This window comes from Paenibacillus puerhi (assembly GCF_009846885.1).
Lineage (GTDB): Bacteria > Bacillota > Bacilli > Paenibacillales > NBRC-103111 > Paenibacillus_G > Paenibacillus_G puerhi.
Map to the genome: position 1 here is coordinate 1 of NZ_WUWM01000047.1, position 24,877 is coordinate 24,877.

The 24,877-nt window shown below is 48.2% G+C and carries 24 protein-coding genes and 1 pseudogene; 14 read left to right on the forward strand and 11 right to left on the reverse strand.

What is annotated here, in order from left to right:
• Positions 1–13: 13 nt before the first annotated feature.
• Together GSF01_RS27350 and GSF01_RS30515 are read left to right on the forward strand one after the other, a co-directional pair.
• A complete protein-coding gene (locus GSF01_RS27350) occupies positions 14–1,057 on the forward strand; it encodes an IS630 family transposase (protein WP_407945806.1) in 1,044 nt (347 codons plus the stop codon).
• A gap of 199 nt (positions 1,058–1,256) precedes the next feature.
• Positions 1,257–1,619, forward strand: a complete 363-nt coding sequence (locus GSF01_RS30515; RefSeq protein WP_159888431.1) for an S-layer homology domain-containing protein — start codon at positions 1,257–1,259, stop codon at positions 1,617–1,619.
• Here GSF01_RS30515 and GSF01_RS27360 read toward each other — a convergent pair.
• The 3 genes and pseudogenes from GSF01_RS27360 to GSF01_RS30520 form a co-directional block, all read right to left on the reverse strand.
• The gene (locus GSF01_RS27360) at positions 1,514–2,260 is read right to left on the reverse strand and encodes a TauD/TfdA family dioxygenase (RefSeq protein ID WP_328803714.1); all 747 of its coding nucleotides are present in this window, start codon (positions 2,258–2,260) and stop codon (positions 1,514–1,516) included. The two genes, GSF01_RS30515 and GSF01_RS27360, sit on opposite strands and share 106 nt — an antisense overlap.
• Before the next feature lie 131 nt (positions 2,261–2,391).
• Entirely contained in the window at positions 2,392–2,547 is a 156-nt protein-coding gene (locus tag GSF01_RS27365; RefSeq protein WP_159888433.1) for a hypothetical protein, read from the reverse strand.
• 42 nt (positions 2,548–2,589) lie between these two features.
• Positions 2,590–3,305 (reverse strand): annotated as a pseudogene (locus GSF01_RS30520) (YheC/YheD family protein).
• Positions 3,306–3,763: 458 nt separating this feature from the next.
• Here GSF01_RS30520 and GSF01_RS27375 point away from each other — a divergent pair.
• The gene (locus GSF01_RS27375) at positions 3,764–4,510 is read left to right on the forward strand and encodes a YheC/YheD family protein (RefSeq protein WP_159888435.1); all 747 of its coding nucleotides are present in this window, start codon (positions 3,764–3,766) and stop codon (positions 4,508–4,510) included.
• Positions 4,511–4,899: 389 nt separating this feature from the next.
• Here GSF01_RS27375 and GSF01_RS27380 read toward each other — a convergent pair whose 3' ends face one another.
• Positions 4,900–5,451 carry a TetR/AcrR family transcriptional regulator gene (locus tag GSF01_RS27380; protein WP_159888436.1) on the reverse strand — a complete coding sequence of 184 codons (552 nt, stop codon included), beginning with the start codon at positions 5,449–5,451 and terminating at the stop codon, positions 4,900–4,902.
• 195 nt (positions 5,452–5,646) lie between these two features.
• Here GSF01_RS27380 and GSF01_RS27385 point away from each other — a divergent pair, with 195 nt between their 5' ends.
• Together GSF01_RS27385 and GSF01_RS27390 are read left to right on the forward strand one after the other, a co-directional pair.
• Complete coding sequence (locus tag GSF01_RS27385; protein ID WP_159888437.1) at positions 5,647–6,690, forward strand: LLM class flavin-dependent oxidoreductase; 1,044 nt, start codon at positions 5,647–5,649, stop codon at positions 6,688–6,690.
• A gap of 41 nt (positions 6,691–6,731) precedes the next feature.
• The gene (locus GSF01_RS27390; protein ID WP_235941769.1) at positions 6,732–6,965 is read left to right on the forward strand and encodes a DoxX family protein; all 234 of its coding nucleotides are present in this window, start codon (positions 6,732–6,734) and stop codon (positions 6,963–6,965) included.
• A gap of 141 nt (positions 6,966–7,106) precedes the next feature.
• Here GSF01_RS27390 and GSF01_RS27395 read toward each other — a convergent pair whose 3' ends face one another.
• Both GSF01_RS27395 and GSF01_RS27400 read right to left on the reverse strand, forming a co-directional pair.
• Positions 7,107–8,000: an SDR family oxidoreductase gene (locus tag GSF01_RS27395; RefSeq protein ID WP_235941770.1), complete on the reverse strand. Its 894-nt coding sequence runs from the start codon at positions 7,998–8,000 to the stop codon at positions 7,107–7,109.
• Positions 7,997–9,634 (reverse strand): thiamine pyrophosphate-binding protein, encoded by a 1,638-nt coding sequence (locus tag GSF01_RS27400; RefSeq protein ID WP_159888438.1) that lies wholly within the window; start codon positions 9,632–9,634, stop codon positions 7,997–7,999. The genes GSF01_RS27395 and GSF01_RS27400 overlap by 4 nt, the downstream gene beginning before the upstream one ends.
• Before the next feature lie 151 nt (positions 9,635–9,785).
• Between GSF01_RS27400 and GSF01_RS27405 the strand changes: the two genes are divergently transcribed.
• From GSF01_RS27405 to GSF01_RS27415, 3 genes are read left to right on the forward strand one after another with little or no spacing between them, the layout of a single operon-like run.
• On the forward strand, positions 9,786–10,187 hold the full coding sequence (locus GSF01_RS27405; RefSeq protein WP_159888439.1) for a hypothetical protein: 402 nt from the start codon (positions 9,786–9,788) through the stop codon (positions 10,185–10,187).
• On the forward strand, positions 10,184–10,786 hold the full coding sequence (locus GSF01_RS27410; RefSeq protein ID WP_159888440.1) for a gluconate 2-dehydrogenase subunit 3 family protein: 603 nt from the start codon (positions 10,184–10,186) through the stop codon (positions 10,784–10,786). The genes GSF01_RS27405 and GSF01_RS27410 overlap by 4 nt, the downstream gene beginning before the upstream one ends.
• Positions 10,776–12,362, forward strand: a complete 1,587-nt coding sequence (locus GSF01_RS27415) for a GMC family oxidoreductase (protein WP_159888441.1) — start codon at positions 10,776–10,778, stop codon at positions 12,360–12,362. The genes GSF01_RS27410 and GSF01_RS27415 overlap by 11 nt, the downstream gene beginning before the upstream one ends.
• A 30-nt stretch (positions 12,363–12,392) precedes the next feature.
• On the opposite strand, the gene GSF01_RS27420 is transcribed toward GSF01_RS27415, so the two are convergent.
• Complete coding sequence (locus GSF01_RS27420) at positions 12,393–12,716, reverse strand: hypothetical protein (protein WP_159888442.1); 324 nt, start codon at positions 12,714–12,716, stop codon at positions 12,393–12,395.
• Between the two features lie 796 nt (positions 12,717–13,512).
• On the opposite strand from GSF01_RS27420, the gene GSF01_RS27425 reads away from it, so the two are divergent.
• Complete coding sequence (locus GSF01_RS27425) at positions 13,513–15,132, forward strand: methyl-accepting chemotaxis protein (protein ID WP_159888443.1); 1,620 nt, start codon at positions 13,513–13,515, stop codon at positions 15,130–15,132.
• A 79-nt stretch (positions 15,133–15,211) separates the two neighbouring features.
• On the opposite strand, the gene GSF01_RS27430 is transcribed toward GSF01_RS27425, so the two are convergent.
• A complete protein-coding gene (locus GSF01_RS27430) occupies positions 15,212–15,622 on the reverse strand; it encodes a VOC family protein (RefSeq protein ID WP_159888444.1) in 411 nt (136 codons plus the stop codon).
• Positions 15,623–16,227: 605 nt separating this feature from the next.
• Positions 16,228–17,190 (reverse strand): DMT family transporter, encoded by a 963-nt coding sequence (locus GSF01_RS27435; protein ID WP_159888445.1) that lies wholly within the window; start codon positions 17,188–17,190, stop codon positions 16,228–16,230.
• A 208-nt stretch (positions 17,191–17,398) separates the two neighbouring features.
• Between GSF01_RS27435 and GSF01_RS27440 the strand changes: the two genes are divergently transcribed.
• Positions 17,399–18,739 carry an aminotransferase-like domain-containing protein gene (locus GSF01_RS27440; protein WP_159888446.1) on the forward strand — a complete coding sequence of 447 codons (1,341 nt, stop codon included), beginning with the start codon at positions 17,399–17,401 and terminating at the stop codon, positions 18,737–18,739.
• A 55-nt stretch (positions 18,740–18,794) separates the two neighbouring features.
• Here the strand turns inward: GSF01_RS27440 and GSF01_RS27445 are convergent, their stop codons facing one another.
• Complete coding sequence (locus GSF01_RS27445) at positions 18,795–19,757, reverse strand: cation diffusion facilitator family transporter (RefSeq protein WP_159888447.1); 963 nt, start codon at positions 19,755–19,757, stop codon at positions 18,795–18,797.
• A 258-nt stretch (positions 19,758–20,015) separates the two neighbouring features.
• Between GSF01_RS27445 and GSF01_RS27450 the strand changes: the two genes are divergently transcribed.
• The 4 genes from GSF01_RS27450 (at position 20,016) to GSF01_RS27465 (ending at position 23,930) form a co-directional block, all read left to right on the forward strand.
• Positions 20,016–20,216: a copper ion binding protein gene (locus tag GSF01_RS27450; protein ID WP_159888448.1), complete on the forward strand. Its 201-nt coding sequence runs from the start codon at positions 20,016–20,018 to the stop codon at positions 20,214–20,216.
• A gap of 23 nt (positions 20,217–20,239) precedes the next feature.
• Positions 20,240–22,702 (forward strand): heavy metal translocating P-type ATPase, encoded by a 2,463-nt coding sequence (locus tag GSF01_RS27455; protein WP_159888462.1) that lies wholly within the window; start codon positions 20,240–20,242, stop codon positions 22,700–22,702.
• A gap of 1 nt (position 22,703) precedes the next feature.
• Positions 22,704–23,516, forward strand: a complete 813-nt coding sequence (locus GSF01_RS27460) for a hypothetical protein (protein ID WP_201305496.1) — start codon at positions 22,704–22,706, stop codon at positions 23,514–23,516.
• A gap of 84 nt (positions 23,517–23,600) precedes the next feature.
• Complete coding sequence (locus tag GSF01_RS27465; RefSeq protein WP_407945807.1) at positions 23,601–23,930, forward strand: metal-sensitive transcriptional regulator; 330 nt, start codon at positions 23,601–23,603, stop codon at positions 23,928–23,930.
• Positions 23,931–23,980: 50 nt separating this feature from the next.
• Here the strand turns inward: GSF01_RS27465 and GSF01_RS27470 are convergent, their stop codons facing one another.
• Complete coding sequence (locus tag GSF01_RS27470; RefSeq protein ID WP_159888449.1) at positions 23,981–24,865, reverse strand: macro domain-containing protein; 885 nt, start codon at positions 24,863–24,865, stop codon at positions 23,981–23,983.
• Positions 24,866–24,877 lie beyond the last annotated feature (12 nt).

A 24,877-nucleotide genomic window follows, 5' to 3' on the forward strand; every position in this document is an offset into this window, starting at 1 on the left:
AAAAAAACCGGTGGTGATGGAAATGAGTACCGTAAAAATCGAGCAACTCAATGTGTCCATGAGAGAAACATCAGATAAACGACTTTACGAGAGGTACCTTGCAGTCCGCCTTCGCTTTGAAGGTCACTCGTTTGAAGAGATCGGCCGTTTACTCAATCGAACGCGCCAAACAATCAGCCTTTATTGGCAAGCCTACCAGAAGTATGGTCTTGCCGGGCTGGAAATGGATCATTCCCCCGGTCAACCGACGAAGCTCACGAATGAGCAACGCAATGAGCTTGGCGCCATGCTGGAACAAAAAACACCTGTCGATGTTGGCTTTGAAGCGCGTTATACCTGGACGCTTCCGTTGGTAGCCGAGTGGATCAAGACAACATATGGTGTTGACATGAGTGTACGAGGCATCAGTGCGATGCTCAAACGGATGAACTTCAGCTTTACCAAAGCGACTTATTCGCTGGCTAAGGCCGATCCGGACGCCCAAGCTGTTTTTCGTAAGCAAACCTTTACTGCGCTCAAGCAACAAATTGAGGCTGAAGAAATGGATCATCTGCTATTTGAAGATGAATCCATGATCCGTTCCTATCAAGCACTGCAATACAATTGGTTCCCGCGCGGCAAACAACGTAAAGTACCGACGTACGGCAAGCATGAAGGAGCCAAGTTGTTTGGAGCGATTAACTACGAAACCGGACAGGTGCATCACCGGGAAGAAGAGAAAGCGGACGTAGCGGCTTTTGTTCGCTTTCTTGAAGATCTTCTCACTGCATACCCGACTGGAAAAATTGCACTTGTTCTGGACAATAGCCGAATTCATCATGCCACAAGTTTACAGCCGTTTCTCAAAAAACATCCTCGTCTACAGCTAGTCTTCCTGCCGCCTTACAGTCCCAATCTCAACCCAGTCGAAGGGCTCTGGCTTTGGCTCAAAGCAGACGTGGTCAACAACATTTTCTTTGAAAAGTTCTATAAGATCAGACTTCATGTGAGCCAATTCATGAAGCGGATCAATAAGCATCCAATGGATACCATCGATCGTCTACTTGTTCGGTTATGATATTAATTGCGGTTTATATATAAAAACAATATTTATAATTTCGTGAGAAAAGCCAGCATTGGCCAGGGGCAACCCTTAGGCGAAGCCATCATCAAGGATAGCCACGCTTAACGAAATAACCACTAGTGAAGGAGAAGAATAAAAAAGGTATCTAAGGAAGTAGCATTTTGAGACATCGAAGCAGGGGTAAAATGCAGGATTGATCGATGGGATTTCGGAAGACAGCTTTGCACCGGACAGCGAGATAATAAGGAACACTGCACAATCCGTAGCGGCGGGAATCATCCATGGGGTAACAGAAGATATGATGGCGCCTTCCGAACACACGACCAGAGCTCAAGCGGCTGTCAAGTTGAAACGATTGAGGCTGACTTATAAGGCGGAGTCAGATTATATTCCTTGCTCCGCCTTTCTTTATGAAGATCGACTATCGGTGTCCTTTAGTCATGCATTTGCCTATCTGTTCTTGATATATTCGACGCTGAGCGGTGAACAGACATGCCTGCTGTGTCCCCGGCTGAAGCTGGAGCGCCGGAAATCAGTGATCGTAAACATCCGCTGAAGCCAACGATCGGTCCCATCAAAGCGCGGCTTAAACGGCGCTCTGGCATGCGCGGCCATCCTGTTGTCCACGATCAGCATATCTCCCGGCAGTATATTAAAAGCCACAACGTTCTTAAGCAGCGCCTCCTTCAAGGAATCGAGCGCCCAACGGGCATCGGGCGTCTCGGCCTCCATCGAAACAAAATGGACACACATATCCGGTTCCAGCAAGTTCCCGGAAAGAACGGGCATCTGCACCGAATAATCACCCTCCTTTTGGATATTAAATGAAGAAGAAGGGCGAAGGCGGTATAAAGGCTGCCTTAATAAGGTTAAGCATGTGCTCGGCAAATAACGCAAGGCGATACGAATGGAAGTCGTCAGTGTTTTTGCTGCTTTCTCATGATCCGGCCGCAACCCCGTCAAAGTCAAATAATCCGGTGGATACGGATGAAACCCGTTTTCCGTATGAAAGTTCAAGAGGTTGGAACTCGTATTTTCCCGACGGGTCTCGTGGCCTTTCACCGGACAGATGTTTTGAATGAGCAATCCTTCCTTCTCATCCTCATAGGATATAGGTTCTCCAAAAAACAACATAAATAAGAGCAGACGATATTCGCTGTAATAAGAGTCTTTCGCCGCGGAAAATTTACCGTCCATCGGCGTAACCGGCAAAACAGAATCGATAGGCAGGTTACGGAACAGCAATGTTCCGTACGGATTGGGGGTTCGACGGAAACGGACCAACGCTTCCAATAGTCTTTTCGGCAACTGCTGGCCTGCCAGTTCAATTAATAGCAACGTATCGTCATCAATCGACCGAATGTCCAGCTGCGGAAGCTCGGATATGATCCGGTGATCTCATCCCTCTCCCGGTCAGTCAATACGATGATCGATTTTTTCAGCGCTTCGATTTCTTCTGCGTTCACAATGTTGTAGTTCATCATTGATGTTCGATACCTCCATCGGTTCCGTCATTCGTTCGTCATTCATCCTCTCGAGTATTTCGAGCGAATATGGTGCTTCCTTCTCAAAATACGGTTATACATGGTTTTGTCTTTCAGATGCTTAAAAGTCAAGAAAGCCGGACTGGCATTGGATTCGATAATCCAAAGGCGTCCATTTTTATCCAGCGCAATATCTACGCCCCATTGGTGGTTTTTCGGGAATTTTCGGTTTAACTCTTTTGATGAGATCATCGAAATTTTTTCTATATCACGAATCATGCGATTCACTTTATTTGGCTGATTTTTATAAATGGAATGCAACACGCTCTTCAGGTACGCCGGCTTTCCTCCGTTGTGGTAATTGGTGACAAACCTGCCTGCAGCTCCTACCCGTACTACTTCACCTGAAACGAGCCATTTGGATGCCGGTTTTTGCATAAACACCCGATATCAATAAGCCTCTTTTTGTACTTGACCAATGGGAGTCCCTGTTGGATTATATAAGTCCCTTTCCCCTGGATAAGCTTTTTAACTGTTTTCCCGACGTTACGTTTCCTCACTTTCCAGTGACGAAGACCCTTCGAGATTTGAGCATGACGGTTTTCAGCGTACTTTACCCTTATGATTCCGTCGCCTTGTCTTCCCGTATCGGGTTTGATGAATAGGGTGGAGAAACGTTTCTGTATTCGTACAAGATTGGATTGTTTGAAACGGCGGGTTTCGGGAAGATGACGTCGGAGTACCGGATGGTTCCGCATCACATTACCTTTTAGTAACTTTTAGTAAATATTTTCCAGAGGAATTTTAATCACTCCTCAATTATTGGTTCGGTAACAAGATATACTTGCTGAGATGAGTTGGAAAGATATAAACGCCTTATCCAAGCCAGGGCAGGCTCAAAATCCGCTTTTGATGACCGGATCAATACACAATTGAACTTCAACGTTGTCCGCCGGTTCCTCAAAAACCGTGAAAAGCAGGAGCCGTATAAACCGGGACACTGATTCGGATGTGCAATTTTTGTGCGAATGGAAAGGGAAAATAGTCGTGATCATGGCGATCAAACAATCATATATTGCCGTATCAACAGAAAGCGAGGTTAGATATGGTGAGTGTGCCGTCCAGGAGAAACCCATGGGCCAAATATAAGCATATGAGAAATAATCGCGAGATTTTTGAAACGGAATAAAAACCAAAATGAAAGTAAGGGATAAAAATGTATGTTCGCAAAGTGAGAGAGAAGCTGCGAAAAGAGAATGCGATGAAGTCCGATCCGATTCTTCGTCGGCATCTTCCAGAGACGTACCCGTATACATCGGTAACAGCTCGGAAAATGATAAGAAAATATCCATCTCTATTCATAAAACCGAATAGAGGCAGCCAAGGCAAAGGAATCATACGTTTGCGGCGACTTCATTATAGAAAAATTCAGATTTCATGGGGGTTGCAGCACCGCGAAATTCCAAGAAAAAAGGCGGTCCAGGCCGTGCAACGATTGATGAAGCCGAAGAGGACGTATTTGATTCAACAAGGATTGGAGTTGGCAAAATATAAGAATCGCATTTTTGATATACGCGTATATATGCAGAAACCTGCTTCAAAGTGGTTTATCTCGGGGAAAGTGGTGCGGGTGGCTGTTCAAGGCAGATTCTTAACGAATTATAGTCAGGGGGCCACTCCGAAAACAGTAGAGGAGGTCTTCAGCTCCATATATAAAAATCAACCGAAAATAGCGAGTCAAAAGATAAATCGTATCAACGCATTGTGTCTGGCTTTGGCCAGAACGATGGATCGGAAGTTTCCCGGCATTCGCGAGTTAGGTATCGATGTTGGCGTAGATCGTAAAGGTTATATATGGATTATTGAAGCAAATACTGCTCCCCAATTTAATACATTTAAAAGCCTGAGCAACAAAACGATGTATAAACGCATCATTTCAAGACGTCGTACTATTTATTCTTGAGGCCTCATGCGAACGGATATACTCCCCTTAAGGCAGACAGGTGCCCCAGGAATGAGCGGCTGTTTTGCAGGATGTTCTTCATAGGCTATCAGGCTGATCGGATGCTCAATGACTTAAGATTAGAAGTAGTCGAACTAACTCATGTGGGAGAGCGCATCTGCAGCGATGAGGTCTATTACACGTGAAGTAATCAGTCGCTTTATGAGAATTGTAAGGAATTGTTAGTTGCGCTACACTCAGCAGTCAACACATGTGGAGTGCCTTATATTGATGGTACGAAATGAGATGTGACAGTATTGCAAAAGCATCTACAGCCACCGCCGCTGTAGATGCTTTTTTTCATGAAAATAATTAAAAACACGACAAAATGAAGCTAATTCGCATCCACATCATCCCAGTTTTATGTTATGCAATATTTGCTTTACGTAATCTTCTGGTTTTGTCGTGCGATTTTGCATCCAATACATGGCAGCCCCATAAAGTGACCAGCTTAACATCACCGCAAAAGTCTCTATTTCTATTTGATTTTGGTTAGACCATTGTCTTTGCGCCGACTCTGAAAAAAAGGCTCGGAGTTCCCTTTTAAAGATCGTTTCTATTTGGGGTGTAAAAGCTTCATAACTTCGCTGACACTGGTTACCAACCGATGTGTGGAACTTAATAATCGAGGTGAAAATCGACGTTATCGTCTCTTCGTTAATGACCTCATGCATACTTACTTCTTGAAGGACTTCTCTCATCACGCTTTCACTTAACACTTTTTCAAGCAAGTCATATTTATCAATGAAATGATTATAAAAGGTTGCGCGATTAACCGTTGCAGCAAATGTAATATCCCCGATTGTGATGTCATTAAAATCTTTTTTCTTAGTTAACTCAATAAATGCGTCCATAATGAGCTTACGAGTGCGAAGAATACGGGGGTCGATTTGTTTTTCCATAGCATTCTCACCTGCTTTTTAGACATTTTTATCATTATGTTGGTTAAGCGATAGATCTGAAATACTGTCGATTGCTTATATTTATCCAACTTGTTACATTGATTTTACTACAAGTGTTGTATAAACGAAAGTTGTTGGGTAGGAAAAATCATGATTCGCAAGCACATTATTTAAAATTGACTAGGAGGTAAGAAAATGGTCGAATTTGAATTCGGAGTATATTCATTAGGAGAACGAGTACCTGATGCAAGTGGAAATAGCCCTAACGCACAATCCAGAGTCGAAGCTATTATACAAATAGCAAAAATGACGGATGAAGCAGGCCTCGATATATTTGGTGTTGGCGAACATCATCGTCTGGACTTTGTAACATCTTCTTATGCCATGCTGCTTGCAGCGATTGCACGCGAGACGAAAAATATTAAACTAACCAGTACCATATCCGTTATTGGCACAGCGGATCCAGTACGTGTCTATGAAGATTTTGCAACGCTTGATTTATTATCTAACGGACGAACTGAAATTGTTGTAGGACGTGGGGCATTTTTAGAATCATTCACTCTCTTTGGAGAAAGTCTAGATGACTATGATCAATTGTTTGATGAAAAGCTGCATCTGTTTATGAAATTGCAAGAACAGGAAGTTGTTAGCTGGCAAGGAAAGTTTCGTTCATCTCTTCTAAATGCACAAATAGCACCTAGACCCGTTCAGAAGAAACTTCCCCTTTGGATTGGGGTGGGAGGCACACCTGAAAGTGCCGTTCGTGCAGGCAGACTTGGAGTAAATATGGCACTTGCCTTGCTAAGCGGTCGTCCAGAATCCGTCAAGCCATTAGTAGACCTTTATTGGCAAGCTGCAAGAGAAGCAGGTCATGATTTATCCAAGCTAAGGGTTTCAGTGTCGGGGCATTCGTATATTGCGCAAACTGGGGAGCAAGCGATTACCGAATTTGTTTCGCACTATAATCACTATTTCGAATACTTTTTAAAGGAGCGTGGTCAACACTTTCGAACGACGGAAGAGCAATTGATGCCTCAGAGAGCAGCGGAACAAATATTGGCAATCGGTAGTGCAGAAGAATTAGCAGAGAAAATCTTGTATCAGCATGAGTTATTCAGGCATTCACGCTTCATGGGACAATTCGATATGGGTGGTCAGCCATCATCTCGGGTAGAAAAAGCAATCGATCTACTGGCGAACAAAGTAGCGCCAATGGTACGCAGGGCTTTATCTAAATAACATACAGTAACACGAAATTGAAGAAGGAAGTGAGACGTGTCGTGGAAATCTTAACTTATATCTTACAAGGAATCCTTGTCATCATGTTTCTATTTGCAGGATTCGGAAAAGTTACGGGTATCAACATGCATGTGGAAGCATTTAATCATTTGGGATTGCCCCAATGGTTCCGAGTTGTAACTGGGATTGTAGAATTAGCAGGGGCAGCACGTATCCATCCCGTCAACCGTATTGGCGGCCCCGTCAAGATCTTGCAACAGCGCTCGGCCGCCTAGGAACCATATAGCCATGCTATTGTTGCATCTACAGCCACTGCCGCTGTAGATGCTTTTTCGTGCGCAAACCCGCACCATACTTAACGGCAGCAGCGGCGCGCGAATGCCAATTTTTTAGGGTCCGAACGAGTTTGGTTCTTCTTAACTGTTCATAACAACGCCGCCTGTGGCATGAATGAACTGTCCGGAAATATACGAGGAGTCATCCGATGCCAGAAAAACATACGCGGGTGCAATCTCGCAGGGCTGGCCTGCGCGTCCCATCGGATTTTTTTCTCCCCACTTGGCGACTTGACCCGCAGGGAAGGATGCGGGAATCAGAGGCGTCCATATGCTTCCGGGGACGACGCCGTTTACTCGAATGCCCCTGCTGTGCAACGATTTCGAGAGCGAACGGGTAAAGGCAACGATGGCGCCCTTGGTGGCTGAATAATCGATGAGCTGCTCATTCCCCTCATAGGCGGTGAGGGAGGCGGCGTTGATGATGGTGCTCCCTTGCTTCAAATGGAGAAGAGCGAACTTCGTCAAATAAAATACCGAGAAAAAGTTGGTCCGAAACGTTTTTTCCATCTGTTCGGATGTAATGCTCTCCAAATCGTTCTGTACATGCTGCTCTGCCGCGTTATTCACGAGAATATCCAGCTTGCCGAAATGTGCCACGGTTTGTTCTACGATTTGTTGGCAAAAGGCTTCTTGGCCAAGATCCCCGGCTATACACAGACAGGTGCGCCCTCTCTGCTCGACAGCTTGTTTGGTTTCTTCTGCATCCGTATGCTCGTTAAGATACACAATGACGACATCTGCGCCTTCTTTGGCGAATGCCACGGCTATGGCGCGTCCTTGGCCGCTGTCTCCCCCGGTAATGATGGCCACTTTATCTTTCAGCTTGCCGCCCGGTTTATAGTTCGGATCGTCATAAATGGGACGCGGATTCATCAGAGACTCAATACCGGGCTGCGTATCCTGGTGCTGAAGCGGATAAGGAGGTTTGGGCATGGTTACGGATACGGGATGTTTTTCGGTTGCCGTTGTCATGGATTCATGCTCCCTTCATGTTGGATTTGAAAGTCCGGATGCGTTATTTTCGCCGTCGGGACATCGATCAGGTAAGGCTTGGAGGCAGATTTCGCTTCATCTAAGGCGATGCGAAGCTCATCATTCGTTTCCGCCCGTTTGGCTGCCCATCCAGACGCTTCCGCAATTTGGACGAATTTCGGATTCGAGATGTCCGTTTCAAACGGACGGCGATGTTTCATCATCATTTTGTCTTGTTCCATTTGCAGGGTTCCATTATTGAAAACGATGACGCTGATGGGAAGTCCGTAACGTGCGGCTGTGATCAAATCCGCCTGTACCATTCCTAATCCGCCGTCCCCCGTAACACAAACGACTTGCCGGTTCGGATATGAACATTTCGCTGCCATTGCGGCCGGCAATCCAAATCCCATCGTTCTCCAGCGCTCCGACAACACCAATTGATGTGCGGTTCCTTTAAAGCTTCTCAGAAACCATAGGGTGACATCTCCTTCATCCAGCGCAATAATGGCGTCGTTGTCCGTCGTTAGTTCTATGACGCTGACAATGGCTGCAGGGTGAAGCGGAGAAGAGGTGATGGCGCGTTCGCTGTCATTCTGATCATTCCAGGCTTGCTTACAATGGTTCACGACTTGCAGCCAATTTCGATCGGGACGGTAGTCTGCGATGCATGCTGTGAGTGCTCCTACGGTCTCTGCGATATTCCCGACGATCCCGAATTGTGACGGAATAACCTTTCCGATCACCGAGATCCTCTCTTCGATATGGATCACTTGGGCATGCCCAGGGACATGATGCTCGGGCCACCAAGAGGTACCGATGGCAAGGACGACATCCGATTGTTTGCATAAGTCGCTTGCATAAGGATTGCCGCCCTCGCCCAAACCGCCCGCCAGGTAAGGGTGAGAATCCGCTATAATCCCCTTTGCTCCGTAACTCATGACAATTCCGCATCCCCAGCGATCAGCCAATTTCTTGATGGCATCAGAGGCCAATCTTGCTCGATTGCCGGCGAGGATGACAGGGCGTTTCGCCGTAAGCATCATGTTCGCCGCTTGCTGGATTTGGCTCCGTCCAGCCATTGGCTTCGCGATCTGAATCGGTTCGCGCGGTTTTGTCCCGCAGGGAAGGCTCCATAGATCGGAAGGGATAGACAGATGAACGGGCGTTGCCTGATGCACTGCCTTAAACATGGCTTGTGCAAGTGTGTCAACGACTGCATCGGGATGGATGACGATACGGCTGAACCCTGTGATCGCCTGAACGAGTTCCTGCTGATTGATATACTGCTTGTATGCCGTTCCGATCTTGCGGGTGGGCGCTTGTCCGGAAATAGCCAGGACTGGAACGCCGTCTAAGTACGCATCTCCAAGGCCGGTCATTAAGTTGGTCAGGCCAGGTCCCATTTGCGCGGCGCATACGGCGATTCGGCCGGTTAATTTGGCTTCGGCCGACGCCATCATGGCCGCGACAGACTCGTGTTTTACGCCAATCCATTCCAAATCATTGTGCCGAGAGAGACCTTCCATAAAGCCAAAGATAGCGTCCCCGATCACCCCATAAATCCGCTTGACGCCCCATAATCGCAGCTGCTCGATGATGACATCCGCAACATTTTGAATTTCGGTTCTCATTTTGATGACAGCTCCTTGACTTTGCCTTTTTCTTAGTATGGATGCGCGGCTTGTTCATTATGAACAGGTTTGGATGAATTTTCTGGATGCTGGAAATGATAACCTAACGAGAGCCGATACAATGACGACATAATGAAATGAGGGAAGACGCATGTTTTGGGATGCTTGGCCCATAGCACGAATTTTGGTTTTGTTTGTCAGCCTGGCTTTCTTGGTGATAGGGATTCAGGTGACGATGTTCCACTACCGGCAAAATTTTAACCACAAGGCCATGTGGGTGCCGGTTATTTTGGCGCCGATCTTCCTTATAGCCGGAATTGCCTTTACGGTTTATAACGCGAATTGGCTAAGTGCTTTGTTTCAGATTCTCATGTGGGTTGGGATCGTTTCCGGGGCAATCGGGTTTTATTTCCACTTCCGGGGGGTTGGCATCCGAGTTGGAGGATGGGCATTGCGTAATTTCCTGATCGGACCGCCGGTTACGCTTCCGTTGATGTTCACGGCGCTGAGTGTGCTCGGACTTATCGCGGTCTATTGGAGGAACCCGATATGAACGGAAAAACGCGGTACCCTTCCTTTAACGTCTTGGACGAAAAGGACGAGTGGGACGACCACACGCAAAAAATCGTGACCTCGCGAATAGATTTTGTCGTAGGATTTCAGTTTCTTACTAAACAGGAGGCTGAACTGTTACGCAGCGTTTGCAGCTTGCTGGTGGATGATTCGTCGTCGGACGCCCTCGCGAAAGTCGTTGTCCATATTGATCGAAGCTTATATTCATCGCCTGGCGAAGGACAAAGGAAGGTCGGCGTACCCGCTGCACCGGAATTGATTCGACAAGGATTGTCAGCGCTCGAACAGACTTCTCAACACAACTACTCCTCGTCTTTTTCGCAAGTGGACGCAACTGGGCAAAAACAGATGATAGGTGACATCAGCACGGGGAAAGCGGAACCGGCAGAAGTATGGCATGATATTCCTCAGAAGATCTTCTTCGATAGCCTGATGCGCTTCACGGTAGAATCGTATTGCTCGCACCCGAGGGTCTGGTCGGATATCGGATATGCCGGACCGGCATATCCGCGCGGATACGTGCGTACACAGCTAGGACAATTGGATCCCTGGGAGGCGAAGGCGGAGCATGAAGCATAAGTATGCGAATGAAGAGGTGGATGTTGTCATTGTCGGAGCCGGTGCTGCGGGAGGCGTCTTGGCCAAGGAATTAAGCGAAGCCGGGATGTCTGTCGTTGTGCTGGAGGCAGGACCGCTGCGCGATCCGCAGAAGGATTTTGCCAGCGACGAGCTCACCATGAAGAATCTCGGTTGGCAGGATACGCGAATCGTGGATGGCAGCGATCCCCTCACGATGGGGCATAACAATTCCGGACGCGGCGTCGGCGGGGGAACCGTTCATTTTACGGGCGTATTTTTGCGCTTTCAGGATGTGGACTTTCAGGCGAAGACCATCGATGGGGTTGCGGAAGATTGGCCGATCAGCTATGAGGACCTGGAGCCATATTACACCCGAACGGAAAAAGCTATTGCGGTGTCGGGACCGAAGCATTTTCCCTGGGGGCACTTTAACGGTCCTTATCCGTATCCGGAGCGCGAACCGCTGAGTCCAAACGCCTACTTGTTCATGAACGGCTGCGAAAAACAGGGGATTCGCTCGTCCGTTGCGCCGCTGGCCATCTTATCTGCGCCTTTTGAAGGCCGTCCTCCGTGCATCAACCGCGGTTTTTGCAATCAAGGCTGCATGCCCGATGCGAAATTCAGCACGCTCATTGTGCACATCCCGAAAGCGATCAAGGCCGGAGCCGAGGTGCTGCCTGATTGCATGGTGACGCAGGTGATGATGGGCAAAGACGGTTTGGCTAAAGGGGTGACATTTGTCCGTAACGGCAAAACATATGAGCAGAAGGCCAAGCTGGTCATTCTCAGCGCATTCGTTGTGGAGACGCCAAGGCTGCTGCTCAATTCGGCCAATGCGCAGTTCCCGGACGGACTTGCAAACAGCAGCGGCATGGTCGGGAAATCCATCATGGTACACAGCAGTAATGACGTGTATGCAAAGTTCGATTACGAGATCCGCTTGTATAAAGGGACGCCGGTACTCGCGACGACTTTGGATTATTATCGAACAGACCCGAATCGCGATTTTGTCCGTGGTTATACGCTTCATGCTCATGGTGCAAGACCGGTCGAATTCGCGAGCGGAATTTCCAAAGCGCAGGGCGGCCCGATTTGGGGTGAGCGATTCAGGCAAGCGCTCTTGGACTACAATCATTACGGAAGGGTCACCATGGTCGGCGAAGTATTGCCGAATCCGAATAATCGTGTGACTTTGGCAGATGAGAAAGACGAATATGGTTTGCCGCGGGCGAAAGTGACGTTTAGCTACGGGCAAAACGACCAAAAACTGATCGAACACGCGGTAAGTAAGATGAGTTCCATTTTAGAGGCGGAGGGAGGTAAAGTGGAATTCGTCGTACCGGATACGGCCCATATGATGGGAGGATGCCGGATGGGCAAAAATCCCGCCGATTCGGTCGTTAATTCTTATGGACAAAGCCACGACATTCCCAATTTGTTCGTATGCGACGCGAGTATCTTCGTTACTTCCGGCGCGGGAAATCCGACCAATACCGTTATGTCGCTCGCGCTTCGCACGGCCGATTATATCAAAGAAATCGTGAAGAAAAGAGAACTGCAGGCAAGCCGGGGATAACTGGCTTGCCTGCAGTTATGATGCACAACCTTATCCTGCTTTCCTGCAATGCTCAAGCATGCATTGGTAGGCGAACTGGTCCGCTTGCTCCTCGAACGGGACTTCCCGATAATCGGGAGCATCTCGTACGATTTGCTGGCAATCGGCCAGATAACGCTTGAAGTCTTTCAGGGTTCCATGGTTCAGATGTAAGAGAGCATCCCTGAGATGGGAAAACTCATGGAATAAGATAAAGTAGGGGAGATCCCTCTTACTTAGTTGATAACGCTGCAAAATAATCTTCTCGTCATTCGTCAAAAAACCGTCGTACGGTATTTGCACCATGATCTTAACCTTTTCCATCGCACGGTCCACGATAACTGTCCCCCCATAGAAAGGTCCCCATGAAACGTTGAGCGAAACGCGTATATGAGCAGGTAGCGATGGCGTCAGATTGTGCAACTGCTTAAAAAGTCTCTTTTTCCAAATCAGAAGCTTAGCACGCCGTCTTCTGCAACGGAGCAGGAATGTTTTCATAGCGATCACCTTATTCAACGATACAATGCTAGTGATTCTTGTACAATATGAAAACGTAGGGAATGACATTTTTATGATAGTTGGTGCGGAGAGCTAGGCCTAATTGAGCATAGAACCGGGCTGAAGCAAGTAGAATGTAATGATGGAATTTTGCAGCCGGCAGGTGATGGCGTGGTAACGTGCGTATGTTTTGAAGGCGTTCATTTTAGGCCCATCGGTATCTTCATCTTTTCATACGAGTACCTTCCTTTTCATTTATATGTTTTCCCTCGTATATAGCTGGGGTTGGGTGGAGATCGGCATTTTCTGCATGAAAACATACACACCTCGTTAAATAAGGTTCGGTAAATGTCTTTATTTTCTAGTCGTAAAGTCTTATAATTGAATAGAGCAAGGGGAATATTCGGGTCTTTTGGAATATTTATGTCCTTGATCGCGCAGTTTAGCCGATCATCGATGTAGCCTTGAATCTTGTCGAAATCATTTCTTACAAGAGAAATGATCTTTTTTTAATAAAATTTTTGTCGATTTAAGTCGTTTTTTTGATAAAAAGTGGAATCGCGGCTGTCAGGCAGCGTAATCTCAGGGTCGTACTGAATCAAAACATATCAGCTACAGAAAGGTGAGACCTACGATGAAACAAATCTTACAGAAATTTCGCTCCATTCGCATGAGAATGATTATGCTGTGCATGGTATTACTGCTTATTCCATGCCTCATCATCGGACTGGTTAGTTATCATGAAACAAAAAGCAGGTTGACCGACTCCGGTAAAATGCAGTTGAAAAACGATGTTCAACTTGTTCTTGAGATGATTGAAGCGCTTGACATCCAGGTCAAATCCGGCAAAGTCAGTCTGGAAGAGGCCCAGGAGCAGGTTAAGCAACAAATCCTCGGGAAGAAAGATGCCAATGGCCATCGCCCGATAAACAGAAAAATCGATCTGGGGCAATACGGCTATATCTTTATTTACGATCAAAAGGGGAATGCGCTGGCACATCCTTTAAATGAAGGGAAAAATTTATGGGATTCGAGATCTCCTGATGGTATTCTGGTGCAACAGGAGCTGGTTAAGCAAGCGATTGGCGGAGGGGGATTTACGTCGTTTGAGTGGGAACTTCCCAACGATCCGAACGAGACGGCACCGAAAATTACATACTCCAATTTGGATCCGAACTGGGGCTGGGTTGTTTGTGCAGGTACATACTTGTCCGACTTCAACAAAGGTGCCGACGGTATTTTTTATATACTCGTCGTAACCCTTCTCGGCGCCTCGATTATTGGCAGTATCATTACATTCCTTTACGCGGGCCGCTTGACCAAACCAATTGAGCTCATGGTGACGCACGTCCAACAAATAGCGGATGGGGATTTAAGAGAGGATCTGCCCATCCGTACCAAAGATGAAGTCGGCCAGCTCGCCTCTTCTCTAAATCATATGGTCGGGCAATTCAGGCAGCTGATCGGCGGGATCATACAAAGCTCAATGAACGTTGCTGCCGCTTCTCAACAAATCTCCGCTAGCACCGAAGAAATAGCGGGTGGCAGCTCTGAGCAGGCCAGGGCTTCACAGACGATAACCGATCTCTTTAAGGAACTGAATATCGCGATTTATAACGTTGCCCGCAATGCGGAAAAAGCAGCCGAATTGGCTAACGATACGGCCAGAACGGCCCAAGCCGGGGGACAAGAAGTTGCCGTTTCCATTGAAGGGATGAATAAAATCAAAGAGCAAATGGGGCTGCTTGAGCAGGATTCCAACAAAATCGGGGAGATCATAGAGGTGATCGACGATATCTCTGATCAGACTAATTTATTGGCCTTGAATGCCGCTATTGAAGCTGCGCGCGCCGGAGAGCAGGGAAGAGGCTTCGCCGTGGTTGCGGACGAGGTCCGAAAGCTGGCGGAACGTAGCGGCGAAGCGACCAAGCAAATCACCCGGATTATCAAAGGTATGCAAAATAATACTAAGGTAAGCGTTAGTTCCGTAGCTGACGGTGTTGAAAAGTCGCTGCAGACAGGTAAGGCTTTCGAGAAAATCATCTCTATGGTAAACGAGTCCGCTGATAAAGTATCGGAGATTGCGGCGGCTGGGGAACAACAGTCGGCACAAACAGAGGAGGTTTTGCGTTCCATCGAATCGATCGCCGCTGCCAGTGGGGAAGCGGCCGCTGCTGCTGAACAAACGGCGTCTACCTCGCAATCTCTGGCCCAGCTTGCCGAGGAATTTGAACCATTCCGTGTCCCTATTTAAAGTGAAATAGCAGGGTCGCCCCTTAGCATAAATCGGAGATGCATTGGCGGATACAACGAAGAGGGGCCATGGCCCCTCTTCAATTAATACTGTCGTTTTCTTCTTTTGGCCATCCGCCCCATATACCCAAGTGATTTCCATTCGGGTCAAAAAACTGGAAGCTATATCCGCCTCCTTGTTTATAAACCATTTCTTGAACTTCTGCGCCTTTTTGAATCATTTCTTCATGAAGCTCCTGAATGTTATCAACTTGGAAAGTGAAAAAGGGTTTCCTTTCACCTTTTGACGTGACAAAGTCCAATTTTGCCAGTTCGTTCGAGCGAATCAAACCCAATCCCATACCATTTAAGTTTAACCATGCTTCATCATCACCTTCGTTATACGGAAAACAAAAACCTAACCCAAACATTTCGGTATACCACTTAGCAGACTCCTTAACATTCTTTACTGGCAGCTCGATAACCTGAAGATGAAATGATTTTCCCGACAAATGATCCCCTCCTAAATTGTTTTCATTTTTATATAACGATTCTTAGCAGATAAAAGAAACGGCTACTAAAAATATTTGTTTGAACTGATGCGCATTACATATCCGTTGGGGTCTTGAAAGTCAAAGTAAATGTATTCCTCTTGCATCCACACTCTCGAAACGTCTAAACCACGATTTCGAAGCTTTCTGTACGAAGTATATATTTGATTCATATTTCCGCTTCGAAATGCTTGAATAAAAAGCTCCATTAACTCATGAGACATACATTCAGAAGCATTGTTATTCGTTTTCTTTTGCTCATATGAATCTGTTTCTGAGGCATATCGAGACAAGCGTGATTGTCATTATTATCAGCAATGTGTTCGTCCATAAAAGGTAACTGATGAACTGTTTTTTTCGGAATCCATCTATCCAAGTATTCTTGGCAACACGAAATAAGTAGGCTCTAAGCTTGTAACGCAGAAATATGTGGTTCGATTAACAGTTCAAACTGAGTTTGAATGATTAGGAGTCACCGCCATCCAAAAGCATAGTCATATTCCTAATAATACCACAAACACATTCATTCTCTTTGCACTCCTTTTATGGTGTATGGGTCAAAGAGTTTACCCTTCGGCTTGCTTCGTCTGATAACTCGGAGCGATGCTGCCCTGCCGGGCCTTCTGCTTCACATTCGTTCCAATTACTCCTGCAATAATGAGTGCGGAACCGATGAGATGGTAGACGGTTACTGTCTCTCCAAGTATGAAAGCTCCGGCTGCGATGGAGATGACGGTAGATAGATTGGAAAATACGCTGATCTTGGAGGCTTCAAGCTTGGTCAGCGCGTAACTGGACGAGAAAGCGGTCACCAGCGACGCCAGTATGCCGAGAAAAAAGATGGACCAGACAAATTCCGCATTCGCGAGCGGCGCGAAGATTTGGTTCATTGTCCCGTTAGCCGCATGATCAGTGAGTGACGCTATCCAAAAGATGACGAACCCGATCGCCATCATGAAGCTGGTAACCTCGGGCGGAGTGAATGTGCGAAGCAGATAGCGCGAAAGCACGACATAGCCCGCAGATGCGAGACATGAAAGGGTCAGTAGCAAGATGCCCGTCACATTTGTAAGATCAAGGCCGGTGCCCTGCATGACAAAGATCAAAACCACGCCGATTACGGAAATCAGAATCGAGAGCTTCTGTCTCAGATTCGTGGATTCCTTCAGAAAAATCCCCGCCAACAAAGCGGTTAGGATCGGCGTTGTCGCAAAGATAATGCCGCCCTCGGCAGATGTAGCATGCTTCAATCCGAATGTCTGCAAGATAAAGAAGCCGAGCGGATACAACAGGGCTAAGTAGAGTAATCTCGGCCACGGCTTACCCTTGAGTGAAATACGAAACACGCGGGTGGCAAGCAGCACGACAATTGCCGCGAACGACCAGGTGAAGCGAAGAGCGAGGGTGTCGATGGGGCTTGCGTACGTGAGGGCGACCTTCGAAAACAGAAACGATAACCCGATGATGGCCGCATAGACGAGAACGGCGATATAAGCGTAGTAGCGACCGCGTTGTGTCCTGGATTGCATAGATGATTTCCTCCTTTTGGCGAATGAAAGAGATTTGAACCTGTAATTAGAATCGTAAGTCATCCCGTTTCCAGGCACAATTTGAAAAAAACGAAACTGTATCGATACAGTTAGGGTCAGCCGTTATAGTGTGGGGGAGCTTTTTTCGCTATAGTGGGAGATAAGAAGTACTTCAGATCGATTTTGAAGCATGGGGTGTCAGCAGATCATGAAAAAATATTTGGAGATCCTGGCGGATATTGAACAAAAGCGGGCTGTAGGCGAGCTTCGCCCCGGACAGAAGCTGCCGTCCGTTCGTCAGGCAGCAGAGTTGTATGGCTGCAGCATCAGCACGGTGACGCGGGCTTATGAGGAGCTTGAAAAACGTCATGCGATCTACTCGATTCCGCAGAGCGGTTACTATATGGTGGAGGACGAAGAGGAAGATACCGGTATAGATGTCAGGGTCATTGATTTTGCTTCTTCGTCTCCGGATCTGAATGTATTTCCATACCGGGATTTTCAGCATTGCTTGAACAAGGCAATCGACACCTACAAATACCATTTGTTTACCTATGGGGATTCGAAGGGGCTTGCCGCTTTGCGCGAAACGCTCGTTAAGCATCTCGCCGATGATCAAGTGTTTACCAAGGCCCAGCATATTGCGGTGACGTCGGGCATCCACCAGGCGCTTCAAACGTTAGCGCGGATGCCGTTCCCGAACGACAGGAAGACGGTCCTGGTGGAGCAGCCGAGCTATAATTTGTTTTTGAATTTCCTTGAGGCGGAAGGACTGCCGGTGAAGATCATCGCGCGTACCACAGACGGCATCGATCTGCAGCAGCTGGAGGAACTATTCCGCGACGGGGAAATCAAATGCTTCTATACGATGTCGAGACATCATAATCCACTCGGCACATCTTACGATGTCAAGGAGAAGAAGACGATAGCCAGTCTCGCGGCCAAGTATGATGTGTATGTGGTAGAGGATGATTATATGGCGGATCTCGGAGACAGGCGAGGCTTTGAACCGATATTTGCGTATGACCAGAGCGGGCATGTGGTGTATTTGAAAAGCTTCTCCAAGATCATTTTCCCGGGATTGCGATTAGGCGCCGTGGTACTGCCGGAGCCGCTTTTGGATCGCTTTTATACGTATAATGGGCAGAATGGCGCTGCCATGCTGTCACAAGCAGCTCTTGATATTTACATCAAGAACGGCATGTACGAAAGGCACAGGGAAAAAATATTTCGGCAGTATGAATCGAGGATCGAGATCTTGCATGATGCCGTCAAGAGGTATAATGATGCGGGGCTGCTCGAAGTGGCGGATGTCCGGTCGGGCGTGTTCACGCAGTTCAAGGTGCCGCTGGCAGTCAATCTGGAGCGGGTAGTGGATCGGCTGAAGGAACGGGGGGTTCTCGTGGCAAGCGGGAAGCTGTTCTACCTCTCAGACTATCTTCAGCGGGAGAAGTTTTTGCGCATCAGCATTTCCCGCTCCCAACCGGAGCAAATTTATGAGGGCGTAAAAGCCGTTATTGAGGAAGTAAAGCGGGGGATGAAGGTGTAAGAAAGAGAGCGGCCGGGCATCCAGCTGCTCTCCAGAAATGATAAGGCCGCGGGCATTAATGATGGTGATGGGCGTGTGCATCGGGCGGACTCGCTTTAATGCTGCATAAGAGATTGTCCTCATGTTTGTGTTGTTCAGATTCAACTTGCAAGGTTGTGTGGCGAATCTCTTTATGCTGCAGCATATGTTCGACTTTGCGCAGCAAGGCTTCCGTTTCATACAACTTCATGTTTCCATCCATGACTATATGGGCAGTCAGGGCATGCATGTTGCTGGTAATCGACCAGATATGCAAATCATGAACCCCTTTAACTCCATCGATCTTCAATATCGCCTGCGCGATGTCCTCCAAATTGATATGGCGCGGAGTGCCTTCCATTAACACATGCAGGGAAGACTTGCTCACCATATATCCGCTGCGAAGTACGAGTACGGCGACGATAACGCTGGCCAGTGGGTCTGCCCAGCCCCAGCCAAAGAACATGATGAGCAGAGCGGCTGCAATGGCGCCTACCGATCCCAGCATGTCGCTGATGACGTGCAAGAAGGCACCACGCATGTTCAAATTATGCTCTGTGTCAGCTCCGCGCATCATAATCCAAGCAACCAGGATGTTAATCAGAAGCCCGATTGTACTGATGATCAGCATGCCGACCGTAGCAACTTCCGGCGGGTTGGCAAAACGTTCAATTGCTTCATAAAAGATGTAAAGGGCAATGCCGATCAAGGTCAATCCATTAAGTGTAGCAGCTAGTACTTCAAAGCGTCTGTACCCGTATGTTTTTCCTGTACTGACCGCTTTTTCGCCAAACTTGAAGGCGAGCAAGGCAATCACTAAGGCCAAGGAGTCGGACAACATATGGCCCGCATCCGATAACAAGGCCAAGCTATTCGTAATAAATCCGCCTACAGCTTCGACCGCCATATACGCCGTAATGATAACAAATGAGATGAGCAAAATTCTCCTATTGCTGCTGTGCTCGCGATCGTGGCCATGGTCATGATGATGTCCAGACATAAAAACCCCTCCAACTATTTATATGTGAGCATGTATTCATATGTTATGTTGAGCTTATTATAGGTGCATCGAAAATGGCTGTCAAGCCAAAAGTTTTTATTTTTTATAGAGGGAAATGTAAAAAGATGAGAAAAGCATTTGACTTAATATAGGGTACCGGGGTATACTAAGTTTCATAAAGCGATGGTTTTACAGCAGCCAACCCTCATATTATGAGGGTTAGATAACTATTTAATTCATGAAGGGACGGATGAAACCATGAAGAACGTAACATTGAATGTACAAGGCATGAGCTGCCAGCATTGCGTTAACTCTATTGAAGGTGCACTGAAAGAAATGGGCGTAACGGGAAAAGCGAACCTGAAGGGCGAGTCGGTCGACGTGTCGTTCGATGAGCAGAAGGTTTCACTGGATCAGATCAAAGAAGTCATTGAAGAACAGGGATATGATGTGGGGTAAGCTTATTCGTTAAGGGGGTGAAGATAGTGGCCACTACGGCAGCTAAGACGAAACAGTCGTCTTTTCAAATAACGGGCATGACCTGCGCCGCTTGCGCCAACCGGATTGAAAAAGGGCTTACTAAATTGGATGGCGTGACTACTGCGAATGTCAACTTTGCACTGGAAAAAGCGAATGTCACCTACGATCCGGCCAAGGTGGATGTGAAAAACCTAGAAGATACCATCAAGAAGCTCGGATATAGCACGGTGACGGAGGTGGCGCAGTTTAATCTGGAAGGCATGACCTGCGCTGCCTGCGCCAACAAAATTGAGAAGGGGCTTAGTAAGTTGCCCGGCGTGACCAGCGCAACCGTAAACTTTGCGATGGAAACGGCCCGTGTCGAGTATTCGGCGGGTGAAATCACGATTGAGGACATGCAGGAAAAAGTCAAAAAGCTGGGCTATAAAGCTCTGGTCAAACAGGAAAATCAGAACGCGGGAGACCATCGCGATCATGAGATTCGTGGGCAGAAGCGGAAATTACTCATCTCGGCGGTGCTTGCTTTTCCGCTGCTGTGGACGATGGTTGGTCACTTCTCATTTACTTCGTGGATTTACACGCCAGATTTCCTGATGAACCCTTGGGTTCAGCTCCTGCTGGCCACACCGGTACAGTTCTATATCGGAAAGCAGTTTTATGTCGGCGCGTATAAGGCGCTGCGTAATCGCAGCGCAAACATGGATGTTCTGATTGCGCTTGGAACATCGGCCGCGTATTTTTACAGCTTGTATCTGACGATCGACTGGTACGCCGCTGGGGGTCAGATGCATGATAGCCCTGCGCTTTACTATGAAACTAGCGCGGTGCTGATTACGCTGGTCATCATGGGTAAATTGTTCGAGGCGCTGGCCAAGGGCCGCACTTCGGAAGCAATCAAGTCGCTGATGGGGCTGCAAGCGAAAACGGCTTTGGTCGTTCGGGATGGCCAGGAAATAACGATCCCGGTGGAAGACGTTATCGCCGGGGATGTGGTGCTGGTTCGCCCTGGCGATAAAGTGCCGGTGGACGGTCAAGTGCTTGAAGGCGTGTCCTCGGTAGATGAGTCCATGCTGACTGGTGAAAGTCTTCCGGTCGAGAAGAAGGCAGGCGATGCGGTCATCGGGGCTACCCTCAACAAGAACGGCATCCTGCGTATCAAGGCGACCAAAGTCGGCAAAGAGACTGCACTTGCTCAAATCATTAAAGTCGTGGAAGAAGCGCAGGGCTCTAAAGCGCAGATTCAGCGGGTAGCCGACGTCATCTCGGGTATATTTGTTCCGATTGTTGTAGGGATTGCGGTTGTGGCGTTTCTGGTCTGGTACTTCTTCATTACGCCTGGCGACTTTGCCCATGCACTCGAAATTGCCATTGCGATTCTCGTTATTGCTTGCCCGTGCGCCCTCGGGCTGGCTACGCCAACTTCGATTATGGCCGGTTCCGGCCGCGCGGCGGAGCTTGGCATTTTGTTCAAGGGCGGCGAGCATTTGGAGCAGACGCACAAGATCAATACGATCATTCTGGACAAAACAGGCACGGTCACCAAAGGCAAGCCGGAGCTGACAGATGTGATAACGGAGGGCGACGAAGCGGAATTCCTCCGACTTGTCGGTGCGGCTGAGAAAAATTCAGAACATCCGCTGGCAGAAGCGATTGTTGTTGGTATTCAAGCTAAGCAACTGGAGCTGCCAGGAACGGAATCGTTTGAAGCCATTCCAGGGTATGGTATCAAGGCAGGGGTAGAAGGCCGGGAATTGCTTGTCGGCACACGCCGCTTGATGGAGAAATATAACGTGGATGCGGAGGCGGCATATGAGCGGATGTCCCTTCTGGAGGAAGCAGGCAAAACCGCTATGCTGGTTGCCATCGACAATCGTTATGCCGGTATGGTAGCTGTATCCGATACGATCAAGGAAACGTCGAAAGCGGCGGTGAGCCGTCTGAAGCAAATGGGCATTGAGGTCATCATGATTACCGGCGATAATGAACGAACCGCCAAGGCGATTGCGGCCCAAGTTGGAATTGACCATGTTCGGGCGGAGGTGCTGCCTGAAGGCAAAGCCGAGGAAGTGAAGAAATTACAGGCCCAGGGCAAAAAGGTAGCGATGGTTGGCGATGGCATCAATGATGCGCCAGCGCTGGCGACAGCGGACATCGGCATGGCCATTGGCACCGGAACGGATGTTGCGATGGAAGCGGCGGATGTGACCCTGATGCGCGGCGATCTGTCGAGCATTCCTGATGCGATCTTTATGAGCCGGAAGACGATGGCCAATATCAAGCAAAACCTTTTCTGGGCGCTGGGTTATAACACGCTCGGTATTCCGATTGCCGCGATTGGTTTGCTTGCCCCATGGGTGGCGGGCGCAGCGATGGCGTTAAGCTCGGTATCGGTTGTCCTTAACGCGCTTCGCTTGCAGCGTGTAAGTACGCCACTAATTATGAAGTCGGAATGGAGCGAACCCTAAAATGAAACATAGGATAACGCTAATGATAACCGGAGTTTTGGCCTTGGGGCTGCTGGCCGCTTGCGGTACGTCAAAAGAGAGTGTCGCTGGAGACGGCGGTCATGATACAGGCGGCCACGCGGGACACAACTATCATGCTTCCTTCTCATTTGCTTCAGGTAAGGCCAAAGCATCCGAAAACACGAAGCTGAACATTAAAGTGACAGACACTAACGGTCAGGCCGTTCATGATTTTGAATGGAGCCATGAAAAGCTGATGCATCTGATCATCGTGAACAAGGACCTTTCTTACTTCAACCACATCCATCCCGTATGGGACGGAAAAGGGACGTTCACGGTAGATACCTCGTTTCCGAGCGGCGGAGAATACAAGCTCTTTGCAGATTTTGTTCCGAAAGGCGGATCGGGCACAACCCTTAGCGAGTGGGTGAAGGTAGAAGGAGTAACAAAACCGCTGGAAAGCGTCAAAGCGGATGCGAGGCTGGTGAAAGTTGTTGATGGCAAAGAAGTCGCACTGACTTTAAGCAGCACAAAGGCAAAAGCTGAGGCTAAGCTGACATTTACCATCAAGGACCAAAAAACGAAGGCAGGCATCAGCAATTTGGAGCAATACCTCGGCGCTGTCGGACACGTTGTCATTCTTTCGGAGGACGCGGAGCAATATCTTCATGTGCATCCAATGGACGAAAAAGCATCCGGACCGGCCGCAGCATTTATGACCGCCTTCCCGAATCCGGGCACGTATAAAATTTGGGGACAATTCCAGCATCAAGGCAAAGTTTTTACGGTCCCTTATGTCATTGAGATTCAATAAAGCGCAGCCTCATGGTGCCAGGGGATTTCTTTACTTAGGATAAAGGGGCATGGTAAGGTATAGGATAGATAAGGAGGGATTCAAATCGATCACCATGTAAATGAGGATGCCTCATGCAGCCATACATCGTCTACCGAGCGAAAAAGCCATCATTCCGATAAAACGAAGCAAAATTTAATCAATCGACTCAACCGGATTGAAGGGCAGGTCCGTGGGGTGAAAGGGATGATTGAACGGGATGTGTATTGCGACGATATCCTCCATCAAATCGCCTCGATTCAATCCGCCCTCAATGGAGTCGGAAAGCAGCTGCTGGAAGACCATTTAAAGAGTTGTGTGGTGGAGCGTATCGAAGAAGGCGATCGTGACGTATTGGATGAGCTGTTGACCACCGTAGCCAAATTAATGAAATAGAAATGGGGAGAGGCGACTATGGCCCTCCCCATTTTTGATGAAGGAAATCCTTACCTGTCATAATTAAACTTATCGGCACACGCTAGATAGCACTCCACATCATCCAGGTTATACTTGTTGCCGAGGTAGGCATTCGGATGAATGACGAGGGTCAATCGGCTTGTAAATTTGCGGTGCCGGCTGCCCCGAAGAAACGACTGGACGATCAGCGCGAGCAGCTCCAGTCTGGTCTGGGTTAGACGCTGGCGGCCGCTGCCAAGCATCGGAATAGCGAGCGGCCGGGTATTGCCGCGCTCCCCGATATGGTTCCATAACGCGGATAAGGCGGCTTGTAGATCGTTAATATGCGGTACTCCTCTCCCATACTCGTTCAGCTCAGAGGAGGCGAGGATATACGCGTACCGTCCTCCGGAGCCTGGCAGAGGGAGCTGGACTACCGTTCCGACCGGATATTTCTTGACCTGCTGGCCGTTTACGATGGCATGCTCCGCCGGTAGATCCCGAAGCGCATCGTCCACAGCCTGATCGAACTGGGCGGGGCTTGTGAAGAACAGGCGGCGGAATTGGGCGATGACCGCATCCTCATCGATATGGTCGTGCTTGAAGCAGCAGTTGGATGGGATGATCAGAGACGCATCCTTCAGACGAAACAGGTTGTCTACGGCAACCTGCAGCTGCATATCCTTCTCCGTCATTCGGACGGTCCGGGTTAGCCGGGGGCGGCTCATCCAAGCCGCGATCACGATTCCGAGGCCAAGTACCAGCCAGACATTCGGCTTCACCGGCTCGTTGTTCATCGTGAAGAAATAACCGGTAAACTCCATGAACGTCCATATGACCGCAAATACGGCCAGCCAATAGCCGAAAAACGCTTTGACGGTTAAAGAATGACGCCATGCATGAAGCGAAAAAAAGGCTTTCCATTTTAGAAACATATGTAGCAGTCC

What these genes read in the sequence shown, in the direction of transcription:
- GSF01_RS27360 (WP_328803714.1), bottom strand. Translation starts at nt 2,260, where the DNA reads ATGGACGGTAAATTTTCCGCGGCGAAAGACTCTTATTACAGCGAATAT.
- GSF01_RS27365 (WP_159888433.1), bottom strand. Translation starts at nt 2,547, where the DNA reads ATGATGAACTACAACATTGTGAACGCAGAAGAAATCGAAGCGCTGAAA.
- GSF01_RS27375 (WP_159888435.1), top strand. Translation starts at nt 3,764, where the DNA reads ATGTATGTTCGCAAAGTGAGAGAGAAGCTGCGAAAAGAGAATGCGATG.
- GSF01_RS27380 (WP_159888436.1), bottom strand. Translation starts at nt 5,451, where the DNA reads ATGGAAAAACAAATCGACCCCCGTATTCTTCGCACTCGTAAGCTCATT.
- GSF01_RS27385 (WP_159888437.1), top strand. Translation starts at nt 5,647, where the DNA reads ATGGTCGAATTTGAATTCGGAGTATATTCATTAGGAGAACGAGTACCT.
- GSF01_RS27395 (WP_235941770.1), bottom strand. Translation starts at nt 8,000, where the DNA reads ATGACAACGGCAACCGAAAAACATCCCGTATCCGTAACCATGCCCAAA.
- GSF01_RS27400 (WP_159888438.1), bottom strand. Translation starts at nt 9,634, where the DNA reads ATGAGAACCGAAATTCAAAATGTTGCGGATGTCATCATCGAGCAGCTG.
- GSF01_RS27405 (WP_159888439.1), top strand. Translation starts at nt 9,786, where the DNA reads ATGTTTTGGGATGCTTGGCCCATAGCACGAATTTTGGTTTTGTTTGTC.
- GSF01_RS27410 (WP_159888440.1), top strand. Translation starts at nt 10,184, where the DNA reads ATGAACGGAAAAACGCGGTACCCTTCCTTTAACGTCTTGGACGAAAAG.
- GSF01_RS27415 (WP_159888441.1), top strand. Translation starts at nt 10,776, where the DNA reads ATGAAGCATAAGTATGCGAATGAAGAGGTGGATGTTGTCATTGTCGGA.
- GSF01_RS27425 (WP_159888443.1), top strand. Translation starts at nt 13,513, where the DNA reads ATGAAACAAATCTTACAGAAATTTCGCTCCATTCGCATGAGAATGATT.
- GSF01_RS27435 (WP_159888445.1), bottom strand. Translation starts at nt 17,190, where the DNA reads ATGCAATCCAGGACACAACGCGGTCGCTACTACGCTTATATCGCCGTT.
- GSF01_RS27440 (WP_159888446.1), top strand. Translation starts at nt 17,399, where the DNA reads ATGAAAAAATATTTGGAGATCCTGGCGGATATTGAACAAAAGCGGGCT.
- GSF01_RS27445 (WP_159888447.1), bottom strand. Translation starts at nt 19,757, where the DNA reads ATGTCTGGACATCATCATGACCATGGCCACGATCGCGAGCACAGCAGC.
- GSF01_RS27450 (WP_159888448.1), top strand. Translation starts at nt 20,016, where the DNA reads ATGAAGAACGTAACATTGAATGTACAAGGCATGAGCTGCCAGCATTGC.
- GSF01_RS27460 (WP_201305496.1), top strand. Translation starts at nt 22,704, where the DNA reads ATGAAACATAGGATAACGCTAATGATAACCGGAGTTTTGGCCTTGGGG.
- GSF01_RS27470 (WP_159888449.1), bottom strand. Translation starts at nt 24,865, where the DNA reads ATGTTTCTAAAATGGAAAGCCTTTTTTTCGCTTCATGCATGGCGTCAT.